This is a genomic window from Streptomyces sp. NPDC017676, from assembly GCF_044329325.1.
In the GTDB taxonomy this organism is placed as follows: domain Bacteria; phylum Actinomycetota; class Actinomycetes; order Streptomycetales; family Streptomycetaceae; genus Streptomyces.
This window is the reverse complement of the sequence record NZ_JBIRJA010000006.1, coordinates 258,858-281,971: the sequence shown is the minus strand read 5'-3', so window position 1 is coordinate 281,971 and position 23,114 is coordinate 258,858. Positions and strand designations below refer to the sequence as shown.

Below are 23,114 nucleotides of genomic sequence, written 5' to 3'. Positions count from 1 at the left end.
CCGGACCCCGAGTGCCGTCATCCCGCACCGGACCGCTCCTCCCGTCCGTCGAGCCGTTCGCGGACCCGTTCCGCGTCCGGGTGACCGAGCCGGGTGAGCAGGGCGAGGGCCTGCTCCCAGGCGGCCCGGGCGCCGTCCCGGTCACCGGTGGCCAGATGTGTGTCGCCCATGCGCGTCAGCGTGTCGGCCTCCGGGTAGGGGACGCCGAGCGACCGGTACAGCGTCAGCGCGTTGCGGTAGCCGAGCAGGGCGTGCGGATGCCGGCCGAGGCAGTGGTAGGCGTAGGCGATGCTGTCCCAGGTCGCCGCCTGGCCGTACCGGTCGCCCAGGTCCTGGAGCAGGGCCAGGGCCTCGAAGCAGCGCGCGAGGGCCGGCCGGTACTCGCCGCGCAGCGCGTGGTACCAGCCGACGGAGTTGAGGACGCTGGCCAGCGCCGGCCGGGATCCGGCGGTGCGGAACAGCTCCAGGGCGAGCTGGTTGTGCCGCAGGGCCCCCGCCAGGTCGCCCTCCTGCTCGCACCCCCAGCCCAGACTGCGGTGGGTGCCCGCCCGGCCGACGGTGTCGCCGGCGAGCGTGAACAGCGTGAGCGCCCGGTCGAGGTGGGCCCGGCTCTCGTCGGACAGGCCCAGCCTGGCCTCCGCCCGGCCGAGCCCACGCAGGGCGCGCGCCTCCAGGGCGGGGTCGGCGAGCCGCAGCGCGGCGTCGAGCGCGGTGCGCTGGGCGGCCAGTCCGTCGTGCCAGTGGCCGCGCCGCTCGAAGTACGGCTCCAGGGACCAGGCCAGGAGGCACGCGTACCGGTCGTGGCCGGTCGCGGCCGCCGCCTTGACGACGGCCGGCAGCGCCGGGTGCTCGGCGGTGAGCCAGGCCAGGGCCGCGCTGTCGTCGGCGAACGGCACGGCCCGTGTGTCCGTCGGCGCGGGCGGCGGCGCCGGGGCGTCACCGCTGGGGTCGAGCAGCGCGCCGGCGGCGTGGGCGCGCTCCACGTAGTTCCGGAACAGCCGGTCGCGGGCCTCCTGCCGCTCGGCCTCGGTGTGGTGCTCGTCGAGGAGGTCGGCGGCGTGGGCGCGGAGCAGGTCGTGGAAGCCGTAGCGCCCGGGCGCCGGTTCGGTGACGAGGTGGACGGCCGCGAGTTCGCCGAGCAGCGAGCGCGCCCGGCGCGGCGGCAGCCCGGCGAGCGCGGCGGCGGTGGCCGCCGACACGTCGGGGCCGGGATGCAGGGCGAGCAGCCGGAACAGCCGGGCGGCGGCGGCCGACACGGCCCGGGTGGACCAGGAGAAGACGGTGGCGATGTCCCCCTGGGTGCCGGGCCGGGTGAACCCGTCGAGGCCGCCGCGGGCCTCGCGCAGTTCGGCGGCCACGGCCGCCAGCGGGAAGTCCGGGCGCAGGGCGGCGCGGGCGGCCACACAGGCCAGGGCGAGGGGCAGCCCGGCACACCGGGCGACGATCTCGTCCACCGCCCGTGGCTCGGCGGCGATCCGTCCGGCGCCGAGTCGTCCGGCGAGGAAGTCCCGCGCCTGGCCGGCGTCGAACGGCCGCAGGGTCAGCGAGCGGGCGCCGTGCGCGGCCACCAGCCCGGTCAGGTCGTCCCGGCTGGTGACGATGGCGAGGCAGCCGGGCGTGCCGGGCAGCAGCGGCCGTACCTGCTCGGTGTCCCGCGCGTTGTCCAGCAGCACGAGCACCCGGCGCCCAGCCAGCACACTGCGGTACAGGGCGGCCTGCGCGGCCAGGCCCTGGGGGACCTGCTCGGGCGGCACTCCGAGCGCGTGCAGGAAACCGCGGACGGCCTCACCGGGGTCGGTGACCGCCCCGGAGGCGGCGAAGCCGCGCAGGTCGACGTAGAGCTGGCCGTCCGGGTACCGGTCGGCGACCCGGTGGGCCCAGTGGACCGCCAGCGTGGTCTTGCCCACCCCGGCCATCCCGCCGAGCGCTGAGATCAGCACCGTCCCGGCGGATCCGCCGTCGGCGAGCGGGTCAAGCAGCTCGGCCAGTTCGGTGTGCCGGCCGGTGAACGCGGGGAGGTCGTGCGGCAGTTGGGCGGGTACGACGGGACGCGCGACGACGGCTTCCGCGGGCGGCGGCTCCGCCGGGTCCCCGTCCCGTGTCTCCCCGAGCGCCGTCCGGTGGGCCTCCTGCAGTTCGGGCCCGGGGTCGATGCCCAGCTCCTCGGCGAGACGGCGGCAGGCGTTCCGGGAGGTCGCGAGCGCCTCGGCCCGCCGGCCGGTGGCCGCGAGGGCCAGGACCAGCCGGGCCAGCAGGGACTCGTCCAGCGGATGAGCGGCGGCGGCCTCCCGCAGCCGGGCCAGCACCGCGCCGGGCACGCCCGCCTGCAGGGCCGCGTCGGCCGCCTCCCGCAGCGCGGCGAGCCGTTCGCGCTCCAGCCCGTCCGCGCCGAGCCGTTCCCGCACGTCCGGGGCGACTCCGGAGGCGACGGGACCGGCCCACAGCGCCAGCGCCCGGCCGAGCAGTTCCACGGCCCGCCCGGGCGCACCCTCGGCGACGGCCCGCCGGGCCTCCTGCCGCAGCCCCCGGAACCGTTCGAGGTCCACGTCGTCCCCGTCGGTGAACAGCCGGTAGCCGCCCGCGCCGCGCACCAGCCGGTACCCCGGCGCCCGCGCGGGCAGCCCTGGTTCGAGCAGCCGCCGCAGCGAGCCGACGTGCCGGCGGACCACGTTGACGGCGGTGGGCGGGGGGCCCGGTCCCCACAGCACGTCGACGATCTCGGGCACGGGGACGGGCTGACCGGCCCGCAGCAGCAGCAGGGCCAGCAGTGCGCGCGCCTGCGGCCCCCCGGCGTCCAGTTCGTCCGCCCCCCGCCAGACCCGCACCGGCCCCAGCACCGCGAACCGCACCGGCACCCCCTGTGGCATCCCGCCCCCTCCGTTCACCCCTCCCCTCGACTGTACGTCTCCGGAGGAAACCGGCAGGAACGGCGGACCCCGGGACAGCGCTCGCGCCACCGGTCCCGGGCGGCGCGCCGGAGGGTCTCCCGTACCCGCCCTGCCGTCCTGGACGGTCCGGCAGGACGGCACGCCGGAGGAGCGGCTCGACGTGCCGCACGCCTGGCTGGTGGAAGATCTCCCTGGCGGCCGGGTCCGTATCCTCACCCGGGAGACGCAGATCGGCCGCCCCGCCGCCGTACCGGAGACGCTGAACCCGATGCTGAACGGCCGTCAGAGCTGGCTGGACGGCCCGGTCCGCGCCGCCGAGACCGCATGATCCCCCTGGGAGTTGACGTCATGACCGACAAGCTCACCGTGAGTGTCCTGGGCACCGGCATCATGGGTGCCGCGATGGCCCGCAACCTCGCGCGGGCCGGACACACCGTCCGCGCCTGGAACCGCACCCGCGTCAAAGCCGAACCGCTCGCCGCCGACGGGGCGCACATCGCCGGCACGCCCGCCGAGGCCGTCGAGGGCGCCGACGTCGTCCTGACCATGCTCTACGACGGCCCGGCCACCCTGGACGTCATGCGCGAGGCCGCCCCCGCGCTGCGCTCCGGCACCGCGTGGGTGCAGTCCACCACCGCCGGTATCGAGGCCGTCCGTGACCTGGCCGCCTTCGCCCGCGAGCACGACCTGGTCTTCTTCGACGCGCCGGTGCTGGGCACCCGTCAGCCCGCCGAGGCCGGTCAGCTCCTCGTCCTCGCCGCGGGCCCGAGCGAGCACCGCGCGGCGGTGGCCCCGGTGTTCGACGCGGTCGGCTCCCGTACCGTGTGGACCGGCGAGGACGGCGCGGCCGGTACGGCGAGCCGACTGAAGCTCGTCGCCAACAGCTGGGTCCTCGCGATCACCGCCGCGGCCGGCGAGGTGCTGGCCCTGGCCCGGGGGCTCGACGTGGACCCGCAGAACTTCTTCGACGCGATCGAGGGCGGCCCGCTGGACATGGGCTACCTGCGGGCCAAGGCGAAGCTCATCCTGGACGGCCCACTGACCCCGGCCCAGTTCGCGGTGGGCACGGCGGCCAAGGACGCCCGGCTCATCGTCCAGGCGGGTGAGGAGTACGGCGTGCGTCTCGACGTGGCCGCCGCGAGCGCCGAGCGCATGGAGCGTGCGGCCCAACTGGGCCACGGCGACGAGGACATGGCCGCGGCCTACTTCGCCAGTTTCGGCTCCGCCGAGCGGTGACGGCCTCCCAGAGTGCCGACGGCGCTCCGGTGTCCGCACCGAGGCAGAGCGCCGGTACGGCGGGGGCACGCTGAAGGACGGCGACTGGGCTCCCGGCCGGCAAGCGGTGACCCGGCGGAGGAGGTCGGCGGAGGCGCGGACCTCCGCGTGGCCTCCCTCGGCCACCGGCCGCCATCGCCGCCCAGCTCCTCGGCGTGGCGGGCGGTCACGCGTCCGTCTCGGCGCCCTCCGTCGTCTCCCGCGCCGATTCGCCCGGCACGACGTAGAAGACGGACGTGCCCTGCTTGGTGCGCTGGGCGCCGTTCTTCGCCACGAGGTTCTCCAGCGTGGTGCGGACGACCTTCGTCTGGATGCCGCGCTCGGGATACGCCTGGCCCAGGGCCTCACTGACCTCCGCGGCGGAACGGGGCTCCGTCTGCTCCGCCAGGTGCCGGCGGACGAGTTCGATGAGGGTGGGCTGAGCGGGCTCGGAGGACGGCGACGTCTTGGTGGCCGCCGGTTCCCCGGTGGTCGCCTTCTTCGTCACCGTCTTCTTCGTCGCCGTCTTCTTCGTCGCCGTCTTCGCGGCCGCCGTCTTCGTGGTCGCGGCCTTCTTGACCGCCGGCTTCTTGACGGCGGGCTTCCTGTCGTCGGCGCGGCGCGCGCCACCGCTCTTCTTGCGCGGGGCGGGGACGACCGCCCGCCCGGCCGGCGCGGCGAGGCCGAGTGCCTGCTGCATGTTCAGCAGGACGCCGTGGTCGTGCTGCAGGGTGGCCAACTGCTCTTGCAGGACGGCGATTTCAGCCGTGATGCGTTCCTGCTCCTTGAGGTTGTGTTCGAGGTCGTTGGTCACCTGACTGACGTACTGAGAGGTCAATTCGGTGACGGGCCCGGCGCTTTCCGGCATCAGTTCCTCCGCTCCTGACGGTGCGACACCTGGATGATACGGGTGGGTCAACCCGTTTTCACCGTTGGCGAGGCGGCAGCGGCTGACCGACACCCCGCTCCGGGCCGCTACCGGGCGCGCCAGCATACCGTCGGCGAGGCCGGGCGCGAGTCCGGTCGGCAGGCCGACCTCGACCCGGTCGCCGACGTGGGCGGAGTCCGGGTCCTGCTCGCCGAGCATCCGCCGAGGCCCCGCCCCCCGGGTGCACCCGGCCCGGTGACTACGATCCCTGCCCATGTCCGTGCGCGAACCCAGCGGTACCTCCCGGCCGAGACGGCTCACCCGTACGGCGTCGCTGCTGGCGGGCGGCCTGTTGCTCCTCGCCGGCGGCGAGGACCGCCTGGGCGAGCCCCCGCCGCGCCCGACGGGTCCGCCCGCCGTCACCGCCTGTCTGACGCCGTCGGGGGACCTGATCGCCGACGTGGACAACGACGGTCTGCCGGACCGGATCACCGACCCGTCCCACCGGGGTACCCGGCTGGCCGTCACCTTCGGCATCGGCTCAGCCCGCGAAACGACGGTCGGAGCACGGGGGTTGGCCGACCGTACCGCCGCCCGGCAGGAGTACGTGAGCGCCGCCGTGGCGGACTTCGACCGGGACGGCTGGACCGACCTGGTCGTCGTGGCGGGACAGGAGCAGGGCGGCGACGACCCGGTCCGGCCCCGGGTGGCCGAACTGAGGCTCGGACCCTTCTCCGACACCGGCCGCAGCCGGCGGACGGTCCCCCTCGACCTGGGGGCCACCAAGGACATCGCGGTGGCCGACCACAACCACGACCGGTATCCCGACCTCACGGCGTACACGTACTCCGGAGACGGCACCTACCAGATCCAGGCCCGCCTGGGCGACCCGAACCGGGGCCTGTCGCCCGACACCCGCACCTACACGACGGACATCCCGGCCACGGGCTACCACCCCCCGTCCCCGCTGCCCCACGCGGGCCTCACCCCGTTCCACCCGCCCTGCGGGACGCAGGCGCGGGCCCGCTGACACCTGCGCCGTGCGCTCACCCGAGGACGAGGGGGAGCTTCCCGGCCAGTGGGCCCAGTCGGGTCCGCTCGCCGGCGGTCGGGGGCCTGTGCCCCGTTCCGACGCGCAGGACGTCCTGATCGGACCACGACGGGGGGAAGGCCGACCCGGCGATCTCCTCCAGCATGGCGCGGGACCGGGCGAGGGCTTCGGCGGGGGGTCCGGCCGCGCCCGTGAGGTGGGCGATCAGGTCCAGGTGGTGCAGGGTCCACTCCAGGACGTACGCGGAGAGGTAGTCGCCCACGGTGAGGACCATGTCCTGCGTGCGCACCCGTTGCTCCGGGTCGGCGAGTCCGGCCGCGCGTCCGGCCGCCGAACCGACGTCGTCCAGGTGGAACTTCAGCAGCCGCGGCTCCTCGTACGCGGCGGCCAGCCGGACGGTCAGCGCGTCGAGCGGATCGTCGCCGGCGGGCGGGGTGTCGCCGACGTTCCAGTACGTCACCGCGTCGCGCGTCGGCTCCGCAGTGGTGGGCGTCACCAGGGTGATCAGCACGTCCTGGGCGTCGATGACCAGATGGCACGCCAGGTCACGGACCAGCCAGCCGGTGCAGCCGGACGGCCGTGCGAAGTCCTCGTCGGCGAGGCCGGCGACCGCGGCGCGCAAGGCCGTCCACGAGCGCGAGAAGAGATCCACGGCCGCAAACTAGCAGCGGGCGCCCCGTCCTTCGACCGGATTCGCACCGGCCCGTCCGGCGTGCGCCTGGCGCCGGTACGCCGCACGCACCCTGCCCGATCCGTTCGCCCGGCAGCGCCCGTGGGGGGGACCGGTGGTGGAGGGCGCCCGCAGCGGTCATGTCACATACCGGAGGGCTGTCCCGTCGTAGGGGGCGTGGAAGCGAGTACGAAGCCGACGACTCGCGCCGACCCGAGGAGCCGGCCCATGCCGACAGCTCAGGAAGCACGCAACAAGGCGACGTTCCGCCGCCTGCACGACGCCGTCCACACCGGTGACCTGGAGACCGTCTCGAAGGCGATCGACGAGGTCGTCGCGCCGGACCTGCTGTTCCACGCGCCGCTGCCGACGGGGGCGACGGGCGCGCAGGCACTCAAGCGGGTGTGGGAGGTGCTGCTGCGCGCGTTCCCCGACCTGCGTGTCGAGATCGAGGACGAGATCGCCGAGGGGGACAAGGTCGTCTTCCGGAACACGGTCACCGGTACGCACCTGGGGGAGTACCACGGACTCCAGGCCACCGGGAAGCCCGTCAGGTACAGCGAGATCTTCGTCCTGCGGTTCGCGGACGACCGCGTCGCCGAGATCTGGGGTGTCGTCGACGTCCTCACGCAGACGCGGCAACTGGGCACGGCCCCCGGCGGCCCGTCCTGAACCCGCGTCCGGGATCCGGCCCGGTCGCTTAGGGTCGGCACACATGGATCTGCTTCCCTGCGCTCCCGTGCACGCGGCACTCGTCGCCGGCTGGCCGACATCGGCGGCGGAGGCCGTGATGTGGTGCGGAAGCCATGAGTTCCCCGTGTCCGAACGGACGGTCGCCGGATGGCAGCAGGCGGACGACGTCGAGGCCCACGTGCTCGTGGACGGGGGAAGGGTGCTCGGCTACGGCGAGTTGTGGCGGGACACGGAGGAGGACGAGGCCGAACTGGCGCGGATCATCGTGGCGCCCGGGGCCCGCGGGGCGGGGCTGGGCCGCGTGCTCGTCCGGGGCCTGCTCGCGCGGGCGCTCCGGGCCGGGTTCGCCGATGTCCACCTGCGCGTTCACCCCGACAACGACCGGGCGCTCCGGTGTTACCTGGGCGCCGGGTTCCGTCCGGTCGACCCCGGTCTCGCCGCGAGCTGGAACACCGCTCAGCCGGTCGGCTACGTCTGGCTCCGGCACGACTCCGACGCTCCGGACCGCTGACCGCGTTCATCATGATGAACTCCGCACACATGGGTGTACACGGTCACGTCTGCTGTGCGAAGCTCAGCCAACTTCTTTTGACCACGGTGGAGTTGGAGGGCGAGCATGAGCGTTTCCCGGCGTGCGTTGCTGGCCACGGCGGCCGGTGCGGCGGCTGCGGGGGCCGCCGCGGTGCCTGCCGCGGCGGCACCGGACCGGCAGCCGTCAGGAGCGACCTCACGGACACTCCGCGCGGCGGCGGACTACGCCGTGGAGAAGGTCCGTGCCGTCGCGCCCGGAGTGACGGGTTTCCCGGTCGGGACCAAGTTCGAGAAGTGGACGTACTCGCGCAACGGGGACTGGGTCGGCGGCTTCTGGCCCGGCACCCTGTGGATGGCCTGGCTGTACAGCGGGGACGACGCCTTCCGCACATGGGCGGTGGAGTCGGCCCGGAACCTCGCCCCCCGGCAGTCGGACACGAGCACGCACGACCTGGGGTTCCTCTTCTCCCCTTCCTGGGTCACCGCCTGGCGCCTGACCGGCGACGACGAGTGGCGTACGGGCGCGATACGGGCCGCCGACTCCCTGATCCAGCGGTACAACCCGCGGGGGAAGTTCATCCGGGCCTGGGGTGCGCTGACGGACCGCGCCAACGCGGGCCGCGTCATCATGGACACGATGATGAACCTCGATCTGCTGGCGTTCGCGAGCCGGCAGACCGGCGACGACACCTACCTGGACATCGCCGTCGAGCACGCGAGGACCGCGCAGCGCGTCTTCCCCCGCCCCGACGGATCCACCCCGCACGTGTTCGACTTCGACCCCGACACCGGTGCCCCCCTCGGCCCCAACACGGTGCAGGGCTACAGCCCCACCTCGTGCTGGTCGCGCGGACAGGCCTGGGGCATCTACGGCTTCACCACGATGTACCGGCGGACCGGGCACAAGGAGTTCCGGGACACCGCCCGCAGACTCGCCGACTTCGCCATCGGAGCGCTGACCCCGGACCACGTGCCGGTGTGGGACTACCGCGCGCCGCAGCAGCCGCACGACATCAAGGACGCCTCCGCCGGCGCCATCATGGCGTGCGGCCTGCTCGACCTGCACGCGGCCACGGGCAGGCACACCTACCGGGAGGTGGCGCTGCGGCTGCTCACCGCGCTCGCGGACACCTGCCTGACGAGGAACTCGGCCCGCGCCGACGCGGTCGTGGCCCGCTGCACCCGCAACCGCCCGGCCGAGGACGGCATCGAGGTCTCCCTGCCCTACGCGGACTACTACCTCCTCGAAGGCATCCTGCGCGTGCTCCGGCCCGAGGACGTCGACCGGGCGATCGACCTGTCGCAGCCGGCCTGAGCCGTCGGCGCGGCGGCTCGCGCGCGCGGCTCGCCGTTCCCCTGTCGCCGCCGTCACCGTGACCCCGCGGGCGGCGGCCACACCCTTCGGTGCCCGGCCCGCCGGCGTGACCTCGACGCGTGACCCGGCCCGGCGCCCGGCCTGTCGGCGTGACCTGGACGTGAGACGCCGCCCGGCGCCCGGCCGGTCACGGTGGGGGATGTCCGGATCTGAGGGTTGCCTGTCCTCATGGACATGGTGCCGCCCGGCCCCACGGGACGACACTGAGGTCACAGCGCCATTGCGCAAACGACTGGCAAACAAGAGGTGCAAAGATGGCTGACGAGTTCGTGGCCGGCGGGGTCACCGTGCCCGACACCAAGCTCGCCCGGGAGGCGACCCAGCTCGTACGGGACGAGACGAGCGATCTGATCTACCACCACTCGCGCCGCGTCTACCTGTTCGGCGCCCTGCAGGGCCGCCGGCGCGACATCGGCTTCGACCCGGAACTGCTGTACATCGGTGCCATGTTCCACGACCTCGGCCTCGGTGCGCGCCACCACGACAGCGGCCGGCGCTTCGAGGTCGACGGGGCGGACGCGGCCCGCCGGTTCCTGCGGGACCACGACGTGCCCGAGGACAGCATCCGCCGCGTGTGGACGGCGATCGCCCTGCACACCACGCCCGGCATCCCGGAGTTCATGGAGCCCGAGGTGGCCCTGGTCACCGCCGGTGTGGAGTACGACGTGCTGGGCATCGGGTACCACGACATCGCCCCCGCCGACCGCGCGGCCGTCGTCGCACTGCACCCCCGCCCCGACTTCAAGCGGCAGATCCTCGACGCCTTCACCGAGGGCATCCGTCCCAAGCCCGAGACCACGTTCGGCAACGTCAAGGCCGACGTCCTGGAGCACTACGTGCCGGGGTTCGAGCGGGGCGACTTCGTGCGGACCATCCTCGAATCGCCGTGGCCGGAGTGAGCGACACGCGCCCACGGCATGTCGTGGCCGTGCTGACCTTCCCCGGTGTCCAGCTGCTGGACGTGGCCGGCCCCGCGGAGGTCTTCACGACCGCGAACGCCTACGGGGCCCGGTACGACGTGCGGATCGTGTCCGCCGCAGGAGGCCCTGTCGCCACCTCCGCCCAGGTGCGGCTGGACACCGGTGGCAGCTGGGAGGAGCTGCCGGCGCGGCTGGGAACGCTCGTGGTGCCGGGCCGGCGGGACTGGCGGGAGGCCGTCGCCGACCCGGCACTGGTGGCCGGGACGGCGGCACTCGCCGGGCGGGCCCGCCGCGTGGCCTCGGTGTGCGCCGGCGCCTTCATGCTGGCCGAGGCCGGGCTGCTCGACGGACGGCGGGCCGCCACGCACTGGCGACTGGCCCGGGAACTGGCGCTCGCCTACCCCGGTGTGACCGTGGAGACGGACGCCCTGTTCGTCCGTGACGGCAACGTCGTCACCTCGGCCGGAGTGACCGCGGGCATCGATCTCGCCCTGGCCCTGGTCGAGGAGGACCACGGTCCCGACGTGGCCCGCGAGGTCGCGCGGGAGCTGGTGGTCTTCATGGCGCGTCCGGGCGGTCAGTCCCAGTTCAGCGCGCGGCTGACCCTGCGCGAGTCCACGCACCCCGTCGTCCGGCAGATCATGGACGTCGTCGGCGCGGACCCGAGCGCGGACCATGACCTGACCGCCCTGGCACGCCGGGCCGGCGTGAGCGTACGTCACCTGAGCCGGCTCTTCCGGGCGCACACCGGGATGACGGTCGGGCGCTACGCCGAATCGGTCCGGCTCGAAGCGGCCCAGGCCCTCCTGGAGGCCAGCGGTGAACCCGTCGACACCGTCGCGGCACGCGCCGGCTTCGGCTCGGCGGAGGCCATGCGGCGGGCCTTCCAGAACACGCTGGGCGTCTCACCGACGGTCTACCGGGCCCGCTTCCGTACGACCGTCCCCGAGCGGAGCCGTTTCGCCCCTGCCGTCCCCGAGGGGAGCCGCTTCCCCGCGGCCGTCCGCGGGTGAACCGTGATCCCCGGACCGGGCACCGGGGCCGGTGACCTGCGATGCCGCCGGATTCGTGCCCGAGATCCGGGTACGCAGCAGTGACTTCTCGGTCCTGACATCGCTCGTGGGATCGTTTGTCATCATCACCGGGATTGCGGGTAGGGCCGTCGGTATGGCTCTGTGCGCTGGTGTCCCACCGAACCGGGAAGGTCCGCCGCCGTCGCCGGGGTGGGCCCGTGGGTGAGGCGCTGGCGCTGGCCTCCGCGCTCTGCTTCGGTGTCACCCATTTCGTGAACGGGCTCGTCGCACGCAGGAGCGACGGCATCACCGTGGCCCTCTACGCTCAGCTCGCCGGGACCGCGGTCGCGGCGGTGCCGGCGCTCGCGTGCTCCTCCGGCGGCGGGACGGCGGGCGACTACTGGTTCGGGGTCCTGTCGGGCATCGGTACGGGCGTCGGGGTCGCGTTCCTGTACCGGGCGATGTCGCAGGGGCAGATGAGCGTCGTCGTACCGGTCAGCGACGTGGGGGCCGTCGCCCTTCCCGTCCTGGTCGGCGTGGCCTTCCTCGGTGAACGGCCGGCCGCCGTCGCCTGGGCCGGGATCGCCGTCGCCGTACCGGCGCTGTGGCTCGTCGCGCAGGCCACGGGGCCGGGTACGGACGGTGGTTCCGCCGGGCCGGGTACGGACGGTGGTTCCGCCGGGCCGGGTACGGAGGGGTGCTCCGCCGCGTCGGGCACTGACCGTCGTAGCACCGCGCCGGGTAGGGACCGCCGTGCCGCCGGGCCGGTGACCGCCGGGGTGCCCGCCGCGGTGGTCGCGAGCGCCGGCTTCGGGGTGCAGTTCCTCGCGATGGCCCAGGTGGGGGCGGACGGTGGTCTGTGGCCCGTGGTCGTCAGCCGGGTCGCGTCCGTGACGGTGATCGCCGCGGTGGTCGCGCTGTACCGGTCCCCGGTGGCGCTGCCCGGCCGGCTCGCGGCGGTGGCCGCCGTGGGCGGTGCGGTCGGGACCGTGGCCATCCTGCTCTATCTCGCCGCGACGCGGGCCCAGTTGATGGCCGTGGCCACCGTGCTGTCCGCGCTCTACCCGGCCATCCCGGTCCTGCTGGCACTGGCCTTCCTGCACGAGCGGCTCACCCGCCGGCAGACCACCGGACTGGTGTGCGCGTCCGCCGCCATCGCGCTCATCGCCCTGCGCTGAGCGCCGTACCGAGCGGCCCCGCCGCAGGGGACCGGCCCGGACGATCCGCCGTTCGGCGTGCCGCGTGGTCCCGTGGGACCCCTTAGCCGTCTCGGGGGTCCCTGGGGGCCGTAGGGGTGTCCCGCGTCATCGGCGCCTGCCTAGCCTCCGACAGCGGAGGGGAAGCGGACCGGAAACCGTCCGGAGGCGATCCGCACGGCCGAGGCCCTCACTTCGATCTCGATCGGATGGCGCGCTGGTGAACAACGAAGAGCAACTGCTCGACTACCTCAGGCGGACGACCGCGGATCTGCGGGAGGCGCGGCGACGGCTGCGCGAGAACGAGCAACGCGCACACGGCCCCGTCGCCGTCGTCGGCATCGGCTGCCGCTACCCGGGCGGCGTCACCACCCCCGAGGAGCTGTGGGAGCTGGTCGCGACGGGTACCGACGCGGTGTCGGACTTCCCCGCCGACCGCGGCTGGGACGTGGACGCCCTGTACGACCCCGACCCGGCGCGGCCCGGCAAGACCTACGCCCGCACCGGCGGATTCCTGCACGACGCCGCCGACTTCGACCCCGACTTCTTCGGCATCAGCCCCCGCGAGGCCCTCGCCATGGACCCGCAGCAGCGGCTGCTGCTGGAGACCTCCTACGAGGCCTTCGAGCGGGCCGGCATCGTCCCGGCCTCCCTGCGCGGCAGCCGTACCGGCGTGTTCGCCGGCGTGATGTACAACGACTACGCCACCCGCCTCACCTCCGTACCCGACGACCTCGACGGCTACCTCGCCAACGGAAGCGCCGCCAGCATCGCCTCCGGGCGCGTCGCCTACACCTTCGGCCTCGAAGGCCCGGTGGTCACCGTCGACACCGCCTGCTCCTCCTCCCTGGTCGCCCTGCACTGGGCGGTGCGGGCGCTCCAGGCGGGGGAGTGCTCGCTCGCTCTGGCCGGCGGCGTCACCGTGATGTCCACGCCGGAGACGTTCGTGGACTTCAGCCGGCAGCGCGGACTGGCGCCGGACGGCCGCTGCAAGGCGTTCGCGGTGGCGGCGGACGGCACCGGCTGGGGCGAGGGCGCCGGCATGCTGCTGCTGGAACGGCTCGCCGACGCCCAGCGCAACGGACACCCGGTGCTCGCCGTGATCCGGGGCAGCGCGGTCAACTCCGACGGCGCCAGCAGCCGGCTGACCGCGCCCAACGGCCCGTCCCAGCAGCGGGTCATCCGGCAGGCGCTGGCCGGTGCCGGGCTCACCGCCGCCGACGTCGACGTGGTCGAGGCGCACGGCACCGGCACCTCCCTCGGCGACCCCATCGAGGCGCAGGCGCTGCTCGCGACGTACGGCCGCGAACACCCCGCCGACCGGCCGCTGCTGCTCGGCTCCGTGAAGTCCAACCTCGGGCACACCCAGGCCGCCGCCGGTGTCGCGGGCGTCATCAAGATGGTGCTGGCCATGCGGCACGGCGAGGTGCCGCCCACCCTCCACGTCGACGCCCCCACGGACCAGGTGGACTGGAGCGCCGGCGCCGTCGAACTGGCCCTGGAGCGGCGCCCGTGGCCCGCGACCGGGCGGCCCCGCCGCGCCGCCGTCTCCTCCTTCGGTATCAGCGGCACCAACGCGCATGTCGTGCTGGAGCAGGCACCCGCAGACGCACCTCCCGCCGATCCGGCTTCCGGCGAGCCGGCTCCCGCCGGTCCGTCTTCCGGTGATGCGGTTTCCGTCGAGCGCGGGGTCAACTCACCGGTCAGGGAGGACGGTTACGTCCCCTGGATCGTCACCGGCCGCACCCGGCAGGCCCTCACCGACCAGCTCGCGCGCCTGCGCGACCACGTCGACGCACGCCCCGGCGCACGCCCGGCCGACCTCGGGCTGTCGCTGGCCACCACCCGCGCCCACTTCGAGCACCGCGCCGTCGCGGTCGGCCGGGACACCGGCGAGCTGCTCGCCGCGCTCGCCGCCGCGACCCCGCTCACCCCCGTCGGCGGCAAGACGGCGTTCCTGTTCACCGGCCAGGGAGCGCAGCGGCCCGGCATGGGCCGGGCCCTGCGCCGGGCCTTCCCGGTGTACGCCGAGGCCTTCGACGCGGTGTGCGCGCTCGCCGACCGGGGCCTGGACCGGCCGCTCGCCGAAGTGATCGACACCGACGCCGAGTCGCTGACCCGGACCGACTACGCGCAGACCGCCCTGTTCGCCACCGAGGTGGCCCTGTACCGCCTCCTGGAGTCCTGGGGCGTGGCCCCCGACTTCGTGGCCGGACACTCCGTCGGCGAAATCGCCGCCGCGCACGTCGCCGGCGTGCTGTCCCTGCCGGACGCCGTCCGGCTCGTGCTCGCGCGCGGCACCCTGATGGCCGCCCTGCCCCCGGGCGGCGCCATGGCCGCGCTGCGCGCCGGTGAGGACGAGGTCGCCCCCCACCTGGACGACCGGGTCGGTCTCGCCGCCGTCAACGGCCCCCGGTCGGTGGTCGTCTCGGGTGCCGAGGAGGCCGTCGACGCCCTCGCCGCCCGCTTCGGGAAGAGCAGGCGGCTGACGGTCTCGCACGCGTTCCACTCGCCGCTGATGGAGCCGATGCTCGCCGACTTCGCGAAGGCCGCCGCCGCGTGCTCCTACGCGGAGCCGCGCATCCCGGTCGTCTCCACGCTCACCGGTGCCCTCGCCGAACCCGGCCGGCTGACCACCCCGGACCACTGGGTGGACCACGTCCGGGGGACCGTCCGGTTCGCCCCCGCCCTGACCACCCTGCACGAACTGGGCGTCCGGACGTTCCTCGAAGTCGGCCCCGACGCGGCCCTCACCGCCCTGGCCGTGGACTGCCTGCACGAGGACAGCGTGACCGTCGCCGGACTGCGCCGCGACGGCGACGAGGAACGCGACCTGGTCACGGCCGTGGCCCGGCTGCACGCGGCCGGCACCGCCGTGGACTGGGCGGCGTTCTTCGCCCCGCACGGCGCCCGCCGCACCGAGCTGCCCACCTACGCCTTCCAGCGCGAACGCCTCTGGCTGGAGGCCACCTCCGGCGGCAGCGGCGACGCCGACGGCCTCGGGCAGAGCGCCACCGGGCATCCGTTGCTCACCGCCGCGACCGACCTGCCCGACACCGGGGGCGCGGTCCTCACCGGCCGGCTCTCCCTCGCCTCCCACCCGTGGCTGGCCGACCACGCCGTCCACGGCACCGTGCTGCTGCCCGGTACCGGCTTCGTGGAGATGGCCCTCCAGGCCGCCGAGCGCACCGGCTGCGACACCGTCGAGGAACTCACCCTGCACGCCCCGCTGCTCCTGCCCGAGCAGGGCGCACTCGCCGTACAGGCCGCCGTCGGCCCCGAGCGGGACGGACGGCGGGAGCTGACCGTGTGGTCCCGCCGCGCGGACAGCCCCGACGCCCCGTGGACCCGCAACGCCGCCGGCGTCCTCACCACCGCACCCGCCGACGCGGCGTCCCCGGCCGGTCTGGCCGACTGGCCGCCCCGGGACGCGGAACCCGTCGACCTGGACGGCCTCTACCCGGGCCTGGCCCGCACCGGTTACGGCTACGGCGAGGTCTTCCAGGGGCTGCGCGCCATGTGGCGCCGCGGGGACGAGCTGTTCGCCGAGGCGGCCCTGCCCGAGGGCGCCCGCGCCACCGCCGCCGCGTTCGCCGTCCACCCGGCGCTGCTGGACGCCGTCCTGCACGTCAACCTGCTGGACCTGCCCGGCGGCCAGGCGGTGCTGCCGTTCGCCTGGGGTGGCGTCACTCTGCACGCGGCGGGCACCGACACCCTGCGCCTGCACCTCAGCCCGTCCGGCCCCGAGGCCGTCACCCTCACCCTCGCCGACGCCGCCGGCGCACCCGTCGCGACCGTGCGCAGTCTCGTGGCCCGCCCCGTCTCCGCCGACCAGCTCGCCGGGGGCGGCGACGATCCGCTGTACCGGGTCGACCTCGTCCCGGCACCTCTCCCGGCGACCACCGATGTCCCCGCCCTGGCCGTGTGCGGCTTCGGCGGCTCCGGCCCGGACGGTGGCGAGGTGGCCGGCACCGGTGCCGGCGACAGCGGCGGGGGCGGGGGCGGTCGCCAGGTGGCCGGCGTCGGCCTGGGCGACAGCGGCGTGGGCGAGACGGGCGCGGGCGGCACCGGTACGGCGGGAAGCGGCACCCACGACACCGCCCCCGACGCCCCCTCCTACCCCGCCCCCGACGCCCTCACCACCGCCGACCCCCTCCCCGACCTGGTCCTCCTGCCCGTACCCCCCGCTCCCGCCGCCGTGGCGGACCTGCCCGCCCTCGTCCGCGACCGGGTGAACGCCACCCTGGACATCCTCCGCGCCTGGCCGGCCGACGACCGCCGGGCCGGCAGCCGGCTCGCCGTGCTCCTGCGGACCGGGGACCTCACCCACGCCCCGCTGTACGGACTCGTACGCGCCGCCCAGGCCGAGAACCCCGGCCGGTTCCTGCTGGTCGACAGCGACGGAAGCGCCGCCCCGGGCCCCGCCCTCGCCGCCGCGCTCGCCGCCGGTGAACCGGAGGTCGCGGTGCGGGACGGCGAGGTCCGGGTGCCGCGGCTGGCCCGCGCCAAGGCCGGCGAGCCGCTCGTCTGGGACCCGGACGGCACCGTCCTGATCACCGGCGGCACCGGTGGCCTCGGCGCGCTGATCGCCCGTCACCTGGTCACCGAGCACGGCGTACGGCACCTGCTGCTGGCCGGCCGGCGTGGCGCGGACGCCCCCGGCGCCGCGGAACTCCGTGACGAACTCGCCCGGTCGGGCGCCGAGGTGAGCCTCGCCCGGTGCGACGCCGCCGACCGGGACGACCTGGCCGCGCTGCTCGCCGCGCACGAGGTGCGGGCGGTGGTGCACGCCGCCGGTGTCGTCGACAACGGCGTGCTGGCCGCGCTGGACGCGGACAAGGTCGACCGGGTGCTGCGGCCCAAGGTGGACGCCGCCTGGAACCTGCACGAACTGACCCGCGACACCGACCTGTCGGCGTTCGTCCTGCTGTCCTCCACGGCCGGTCTGCTGGTCGGCGGCGGCCAGGCCAACTACGCCGCGGCCAACACCTTCCTCGACGGCCTCGCCGCCCACCGCCGGTCGCTCGGCCTGCCCGCCGTCTCCCTCGCCTACGGCCTGTGGTCCGGCTCCGGCGGCATGAGCGCCGGCATCGACGCCGCCGACCTGGAACGGCTGCGCCGGCTCGGCCTGCCGCCGCTCACCCCGGCCCAGGGACTGCGCACCTTCGACGCCGGGCTCGGCGGCGAGGACGCCGTCCTGGTGCCCGTACGCCTGGACGCCGCCGCCGTGCGCGCCCGGCCGGACGGCGTACCCGCCCTGCTGCGCGGCCTGGTCCGGCCGGCCCGGCGGCGCGGCGCCGAGCCCGCCGCGGGCGCCCCCGCCGGCTCCTGGCGCGAGCGGCTGGCGCCGCTGCCCGACGCCGACCGGGACCGCGCCCTGCTGGAGCTGGTCCGCACCCATGTCGCCGGCGTCCTCGGGCACCCCTCGCCGGAGTCGGTCGACCCCGGGCGCGCCTTCCAGGAGATGGGCTTCGACTCGCTCGCCGCCGTCGAACTGCGCAACCTCCTCGCCGGCGCCACCGGTCTCACCCTCCCGGCGACGCTGGTGTTCGACCAGCCCACCCCCCACGCCCTCGCCGCCCACCTCAAGACCGCGCTCGTGCCCGGACCGGCCGACCAGGCCCGCTCCGCGCTGGCCGAACTGGACCGTCTCGAAGCCGCCCTGCACGCCCTGCCCGACCAGGACGGCAGCCACGCCCGCGTCACCGCGCGCCTCGAAGCGCTGCTGCGCGGCTGGCAGGACAGCCACGCGCGCCCCACCGAGCCCGGGTCGCCGGCCGACGTCCGCGACGCCAGCGACGAAGAACTCTTCGCCAGGATCGACAACGAACTGGGAGCCCTGTGATGGAAGACTCGGCCACGGCCGGCAAGCTCCGCGACTACCTCAAGCGGGCCACGACCGAGCTGGAGCGCAGCCGCCGCCGCGTACGGGAGCTGGAGGAGCAGGACCACGAGCCCGTCGCCGTCATCGGCATGGGCTGCCGCTACCCCGGCGGCGTGCGCACCCCCGAGGACCTCTGGCGCGTCGTCGACGAGGGCATCGACGTCGTCACCGAGTTCCCGGCCGACCGCGGCTGGGACGTCGAGGCGATCTACGACCCCGAGCCCGGCGCCCCCGGCAAGAGCTACGTCCGCCACGGCGGCTTCCTGCACGACGCCGCCGAGTGCGACCCCGCCTTCTTCGGCATCAGCCCCAAGGACGCGCCCGGCACCGACCCGCAGCAGCGGCTGCTGCTGGAGGTCACCTGGGAGGCCTTCGAGCGGGCCGGTATCGACCCCACCACGGTGAAGGGCACCCCGACCGGCGTGTTCGTCGGCCTGATGCACCACGACTACATCGGCGGCACCATCTCCGGCAGCATCGTCTCCGGCCGCATCGCCTACACCCTCGGCCTGGAGGGACCGGCGGTCACCATGGACACCGCCTGCTCCTCCTCCCTGGTCGCGCTGCACTCGGCGATCCAGTCGCTGCGCAAGGGGGAGTGCTCCCTGGCGCTGGCCGGCGGCGCCGCCGTCATGGCCAGCCCCGAGATGTTCATCGAGTTCAGCGAGCGCCGCGCGCTGTCCCCCGACGGCCGCTGCCACTCCTTCTCCGACGACGCCGCCGGCGCCGCCTGGGCCGAGGGCGCCGGCATGCTGCTCGTGGAGCGCCTGTCGGACGCCCTGCGCAACGGCCACGAGGTGCTGGCCGTCGTGCGCGGCTCCGCCGTCAACCAGGACGGCGCCTCGAACGGCCTCACCGCGCCCAGCGGTCCCGCCCAGATCCGCGTCATCCGCCAGGCCCTCGCCGACGCCCAGCTCGCCCCGCATCACATCGACGCGGTCGAGGCGCACGGCACCGGCACCACGCTCGGCGACCCCATCGAGGCGCAGGCCGTCATCGCCGCCTACGGGCAGGACCGGCCGGAGGGCCGGCCCGTCTGGCTCGGCTCCATCAAGTCCAACATGGGCCATCCGCAGGCCGCCGCCGGCGTCGGCGCCGTCATCAAGATGGTCATGGCGATGCGCCACGGCACCCTGCCCCGCACCCTGCACGTGGAGAAGCCGTCCACCGCCGTCGACTGGAGCGCGGGCGACGTCCGCCTGCTCACCGAGCCCCGCCCCTGGGACACCCCCGACGGCCGCCCGCGCCGCGCCGGTGTCTCCTCCTTCGGCATCTCCGGCACCAACGCCCACACCATCCTGGAGGAGGCACCGCCCGTCGAGGCGGACGGGGCGCCGCAGGAGCGGGCCGCGCTGCCCGTCGTACCGTGGGTGCTGTCCGGCAAGGGCGCCGACGCCGTCCAGCGGCAGGCGGAGCGGCTGCTCGCCGTCGCCGGTGACCTCGACCCGTACGACATCGGGTACTCGCTGGCCACCACGCGCACCGTGTTCACCCACCGGGCCGCCGTCACCGGCCGCGACCGGGACGAGCTGCTGGCCGGTCTGCGCGCCGTCGCCGACGGCAGCCAGGCCGCCGTCGTGGCCCCCGAACCCGGCCGGCTCGGCGTGCTGTTCTCCGGCCAGGGGTCCCAGCGGCCCGGCATGGGCCGCACCCTGCACGCCGCGTTCCCGGTGTTCGCCGCCGCCTTCGACGAGATCTGCGCCGCCTTCGACGCGCACCTGGACCGGCCGCTGCGCGAGGTGATGTACGACCAGGACACCGACCCCTCCCCGCTGCACCGGACCGTCTACACGCAGGCCGCGCTGTTCACCTTCGAGACCGCCCTGTACCGGCTGCTGGAGCACTGGGGCGTCCGCCCGGACCTGCTCGCCGGGCACTCCATCGGCGAGGTCGTCGCCGCGCACGTCGCCGGCGTCCTGGACCTGCCCGACGCGGTCGCCCTGGTCGCCGCCCGTGGCCGGCTGATGCAGGAACTCCCGGCAGGCGGCGCCATGGTGTCCCTGCTGGCCGCCGAGGCCGAGGTCGCGCCGCTGCTCACCGACGGCGTCGACATCGCGGCCGTCAACGGCCCCCGCGCGGTGGTCGTCTCGGGTGACGAGGAGGCCGTGGCCGCCGTGGCCGCCCGCTTCGACAAGACCAAGCGGCTGACGGTGTCGCACGCCTTCCACTCCCACCGCATGGACCCCATGCTCGACGCGTTCCGCGAGGTGCTGGCAGGCCTCACCTTCCACGAGCCCCGTCTCCCGGTCGTCTCCAACGTCACCGGCCGCCTGGCCGACGAACTCACCTCGCCCGACTACTGGGTGCGGCACGTCCGCGAGGCCGTCCGCTTCCACGACGGCGTCACCGCGCTGGCCGCCGAGGGCGCCACCCGCTTCCTGGAGGTCGGTCCCGACGCCGTGCTCTCCACCATGGCGCAGGACGTCGTACCGCACGTCATCGCCACCCAGCGCCGCGACCGCGCCGAGGACGCCGCCCTCGTCGACGCCGTGTGCCGGCTGCACCTGACCGGCACCGGCCCGGACTGGAGGGCCGTGTTCGCCGGGGGCCGCAAGGTCGACCTGCCCACCTACCCGTTCCGCCGCGACCGGCACTGGGAGGACGCCCCCATTCTCCAGGCCGAGCGCGCCGGGGCGGCCCGTGCGGGAGGGGACGCCGCCGATCCGTTCTGGGAGCTGGTCCGGGACGAGGACGTCACCGCCGTCGCCGCCACCCTCGGCGTCACCGACGAGACCTCCGTCGCCGCCGTCGTACCGGCCCTGGCCGCCTGGCACGAGCAGCGGCAGGCCAACGCCGCCGCCGACGGCTGGCGTTACCGCGTCGCCTGGGAACCGCTGGCCCCCGCCGCCACTCCCGCGCTCGGCGGCCACTGGCTGGCCGTCGTCCCGGCGGCCGACGACCCGTGGACCACGGCCGTCCTGACCGGGCTCGCCGATCAGGGGCTGCGCGTCGACACGCTCACGGCACCCAAGACGGCGGACCGTGCCGAGCTGGCCGGGCTGCTCGCCGGCCGGGGCGGCGTCGACGGCGTGCTGTCCCTGTTGGCACCGGCCACCGAACTCACCGCGACCGCCGCCCTCGTGCAGGCCCTCGGTGACGCCGGGATCACCGCCCCGCTGTGGTGCGTCACCCGCGACGCCGTCGCCCACGGCACGGCCGCCACCGTCACCGGCTTCGCCCAGGCCCCGGTGTGGGGCCTCGGCCGGGTCGCCGCCCTCGAACACCCCGACCGCTGGGGCGGCCTGGTCGACCTGCCCGCCGAGATCGGCCCGCGGACCGTGGCCCGGCTGGCCGCGCTGCTCGGCGACGCCGGCGGCGAGGACCAGGTCGTCGTCCGCGAGTCCGGCGCCTACGGCCGCCGGCTGGAGCACGCCCCGGCCCGCGCCGGCGCCCCCTGGAAGCCGTCCGGCACGGTGCTGGTCACCGGGGCCACCGGCGCCGTCGGCGCGGCCGTCGCCCGGTGGCTCGCCGCCGAGGGCGCCGACCACCTGCTGCTGACCTCCCGCCGCGGCACGGACGCGCCCGGCGCCGCCGGCCTCATCCGCGAACTCACCGACGCCGGCACCCGGGTGACCCTCGTCGCCTGTGACGTCGCCGACCGCAAGGCGCTGGCCGCGCTGCTGGACTCCGTACCGGCGGAGCACCCCCTCACCGCCGTCCTGCACCTGGCCGGCGTCCTCGACGACGGCGTCCTCGACGCGCTCACCCCCGACCGGTTCGCCGGCGTCCTCGCCCCCAAGGCCGACGCCGCCCGCCACCTGCACGAACTCACCGTGGACCGGGACCTCTCCGCGTTCGTGCTGTTCTCCTCGCTGACCGCCACCGTCGGCGGCGCCGGACAGGCCAACTACGCCGCCGCCAACGCCTTCCTCGACGCCCTCGCCGAGCACCGGCGCGCCGCCGGACTGCCCGCCACCTCGATCGCCTGGGGCCCGTGGGGCGGCGACGGCATGGCCGCCCACGGCACCGTCCGCTCGGCCGCCCGCGCGATGGGCATGTCCCTCCTCGACCCCGGCCGCGCGCTGACCGCGCTGCGCCGCGCCCTGGACGGCGGCGACACCACCGTCACCGTCGCCGACGTCGACTGGTCCGCGTTCGCGCCCGCGTTCACCGCGACCCGGCCCAGCGCCCTGCTGTCCGCGCTGCCCGAGGCGCGGCGCGGCCCGGCCGGGCCCGCCGACACGAACGCGGCCGACGGCTTCGCCGAGAAACTCGCCGGCCTCACCGGCGGCGAACGCGAGCGCGCGCTCCAGGAGCTGGTGTGCGGCCAGGCCGCCGCGGTCCTCGGCTACGCCGGCGCCGACGCCGTCGAGCCCACCACCGCCTTCCGTGACCTCGGCTTCGACTCGCTCACCTCCGTCGACCTGCGCAACCGGATCAGCGGCGCCGCCGGGGTGCCGCTGCCGGCCACCCTCATCTTCGACTACGCCACCCCCGCCGCCCTCGCCAAGTACCTGGGCACCGAACTCGCGGGCGCCGACACCTCCGTGGACTCCGTCCTCGCCGACCTCGACCGGGTCGCGGCCCGGCTCGGCGACCTCACCGCCGAGGACATCGAGCAGGGACGGATCACCGCCCGCCTCCAGTCGCTGCTGGGCGACCTGAACAAGACCCTCGGCCAGGACGCCGCCGCCCTCGCCGGACGGCTGGAGGAGGCCTCCGCCGACGACGTCTTCGCCTTCATCGACAACGAACTCGGCTCGGCGTGACCCCACCCTCCCACGACACCCCGGCCCCACCGCAGTCCACCTCTTCGCACAGGAGTGGCGAC

Annotated in this window: 14 protein-coding genes; 11 read left to right on the top strand and 3 right to left on the bottom strand. The window is 75.3% G+C overall.

Annotated elements, in window-relative coordinates:
- Positions 1-17: 17 nt before the first annotated feature.
- Entirely contained in the window at positions 18-2,867 is a 2,850-nt protein-coding gene (locus ACH4LD_RS15480; protein ID WP_398055208.1) for an AfsR/SARP family transcriptional regulator, read from the bottom strand.
- A gap of 181 nt (positions 2,868-3,048) precedes the next feature.
- On the opposite strand from ACH4LD_RS15480, the gene ACH4LD_RS15475 reads away from it, so the two are divergent.
- Positions 3,049-3,216: a hypothetical protein gene (locus tag ACH4LD_RS15475; RefSeq protein ID WP_398055207.1), complete on the top strand. Its 168-nt coding sequence runs from the start codon at positions 3,049-3,051 to the stop codon at positions 3,214-3,216.
- Positions 3,217-3,236: 20 nt separating this feature from the next.
- Complete coding sequence (locus ACH4LD_RS15470) at positions 3,237-4,124, top strand: NAD(P)-dependent oxidoreductase (RefSeq protein WP_398055206.1); 888 nt, start codon at positions 3,237-3,239, stop codon at positions 4,122-4,124.
- Positions 4,125-4,329: 205 nt separating this feature from the next.
- Here the strand turns inward: ACH4LD_RS15470 and ACH4LD_RS15465 are convergent, their stop codons facing one another.
- A complete protein-coding gene (locus ACH4LD_RS15465; protein WP_398055205.1) occupies positions 4,330-5,010 on the bottom strand; it encodes a hypothetical protein in 681 nt (226 codons plus the stop codon).
- Positions 5,011-5,284: 274 nt separating this feature from the next.
- Between ACH4LD_RS15465 and ACH4LD_RS15460 the strand changes: the two genes are divergently transcribed.
- Positions 5,285-6,040, top strand: coding sequence for a VCBS repeat-containing protein (locus ACH4LD_RS15460; protein WP_398055204.1), 756 nt, complete (start codon positions 5,285-5,287; stop codon positions 6,038-6,040).
- Between the two features lie 16 nt (positions 6,041-6,056).
- On the opposite strand, the gene ACH4LD_RS15455 is transcribed toward ACH4LD_RS15460, so the two are convergent.
- Positions 6,057-6,713 carry a maleylpyruvate isomerase N-terminal domain-containing protein gene (locus ACH4LD_RS15455; protein ID WP_398055203.1) on the bottom strand — a complete coding sequence of 219 codons (657 nt, stop codon included), beginning with the start codon at positions 6,711-6,713 and terminating at the stop codon, positions 6,057-6,059.
- A gap of 246 nt (positions 6,714-6,959) precedes the next feature.
- Between ACH4LD_RS15455 and ACH4LD_RS15450 the strand changes: the two genes are divergently transcribed.
- From ACH4LD_RS15450 to ACH4LD_RS15415, 8 genes are all read left to right on the top strand, one after another.
- On the top strand, positions 6,960-7,403 hold the full coding sequence (locus tag ACH4LD_RS15450; protein WP_398055202.1) for an ester cyclase: 444 nt from the start codon (positions 6,960-6,962) through the stop codon (positions 7,401-7,403).
- A 43-nt stretch (positions 7,404-7,446) separates the two neighbouring features.
- Entirely contained in the window at positions 7,447-7,935 is a 489-nt protein-coding gene (locus ACH4LD_RS15445; protein WP_398055201.1) for a GNAT family N-acetyltransferase, read from the top strand.
- A gap of 105 nt (positions 7,936-8,040) precedes the next feature.
- A complete protein-coding gene (locus ACH4LD_RS15440) occupies positions 8,041-9,270 on the top strand; it encodes a glycoside hydrolase family 88 protein (RefSeq protein ID WP_398055200.1) in 1,230 nt (409 codons plus the stop codon).
- Positions 9,271-9,584: 314 nt separating this feature from the next.
- Entirely contained in the window at positions 9,585-10,229 is a 645-nt protein-coding gene (locus ACH4LD_RS15435; RefSeq protein WP_398055199.1) for an HD domain-containing protein, read from the top strand.
- Positions 10,230-10,252: 23 nt separating this feature from the next.
- Positions 10,253-11,263 (top strand): GlxA family transcriptional regulator, encoded by a 1,011-nt coding sequence (locus ACH4LD_RS15430; RefSeq protein ID WP_398055352.1) that lies wholly within the window; start codon positions 10,253-10,255, stop codon positions 11,261-11,263.
- A gap of 218 nt (positions 11,264-11,481) precedes the next feature.
- A complete protein-coding gene (locus ACH4LD_RS15425; RefSeq protein WP_398055198.1) occupies positions 11,482-12,441 on the top strand; it encodes an EamA family transporter in 960 nt (319 codons plus the stop codon).
- Between the two features lie 238 nt (positions 12,442-12,679).
- The gene (locus ACH4LD_RS15420; RefSeq protein ID WP_398055197.1) at positions 12,680-18,304 is read left to right on the top strand and encodes an SDR family NAD(P)-dependent oxidoreductase; all 5,625 of its coding nucleotides are present in this window, start codon (positions 12,680-12,682) and stop codon (positions 18,302-18,304) included.
- Positions 18,304-23,052 (top strand): type I polyketide synthase, encoded by a 4,749-nt coding sequence (locus ACH4LD_RS15415; protein WP_398055196.1) that lies wholly within the window; start codon positions 18,304-18,306, stop codon positions 23,050-23,052. The genes ACH4LD_RS15420 and ACH4LD_RS15415 overlap by 1 nt, the downstream gene beginning before the upstream one ends.
- Positions 23,053-23,114 lie beyond the last annotated feature (62 nt).

Excerpts from the sequence above, each read along its gene's own strand:
- ACH4LD_RS15435 (WP_398055199.1), top strand. The coding sequence starts at position 9,585 with ATGGCTGACGAGTTCGTGGCCGGCGGGGTCACCGTGCCCGACACCAAG.
- ACH4LD_RS15460 (WP_398055204.1), top strand. The coding sequence starts at position 5,285 with ATGTCCGTGCGCGAACCCAGCGGTACCTCCCGGCCGAGACGGCTCACC.
- ACH4LD_RS15465 (WP_398055205.1), bottom strand. The coding sequence starts at position 5,010 with ATGCCGGAAAGCGCCGGGCCCGTCACCGAATTGACCTCTCAGTACGTC.
- ACH4LD_RS15450 (WP_398055202.1), top strand. The coding sequence starts at position 6,960 with ATGCCGACAGCTCAGGAAGCACGCAACAAGGCGACGTTCCGCCGCCTG.
- ACH4LD_RS15415 (WP_398055196.1), top strand. The coding sequence starts at position 18,304 with ATGGAAGACTCGGCCACGGCCGGCAAGCTCCGCGACTACCTCAAGCGG.
- ACH4LD_RS15445 (WP_398055201.1), top strand. The coding sequence starts at position 7,447 with ATGGATCTGCTTCCCTGCGCTCCCGTGCACGCGGCACTCGTCGCCGGC.
- ACH4LD_RS15440 (WP_398055200.1), top strand. The coding sequence starts at position 8,041 with ATGAGCGTTTCCCGGCGTGCGTTGCTGGCCACGGCGGCCGGTGCGGCG.
- ACH4LD_RS15480 (WP_398055208.1), bottom strand. The coding sequence starts at position 2,867 with ATGCCACAGGGGGTGCCGGTGCGGTTCGCGGTGCTGGGGCCGGTGCGG.
- ACH4LD_RS15470 (WP_398055206.1), top strand. The coding sequence starts at position 3,237 with ATGACCGACAAGCTCACCGTGAGTGTCCTGGGCACCGGCATCATGGGT.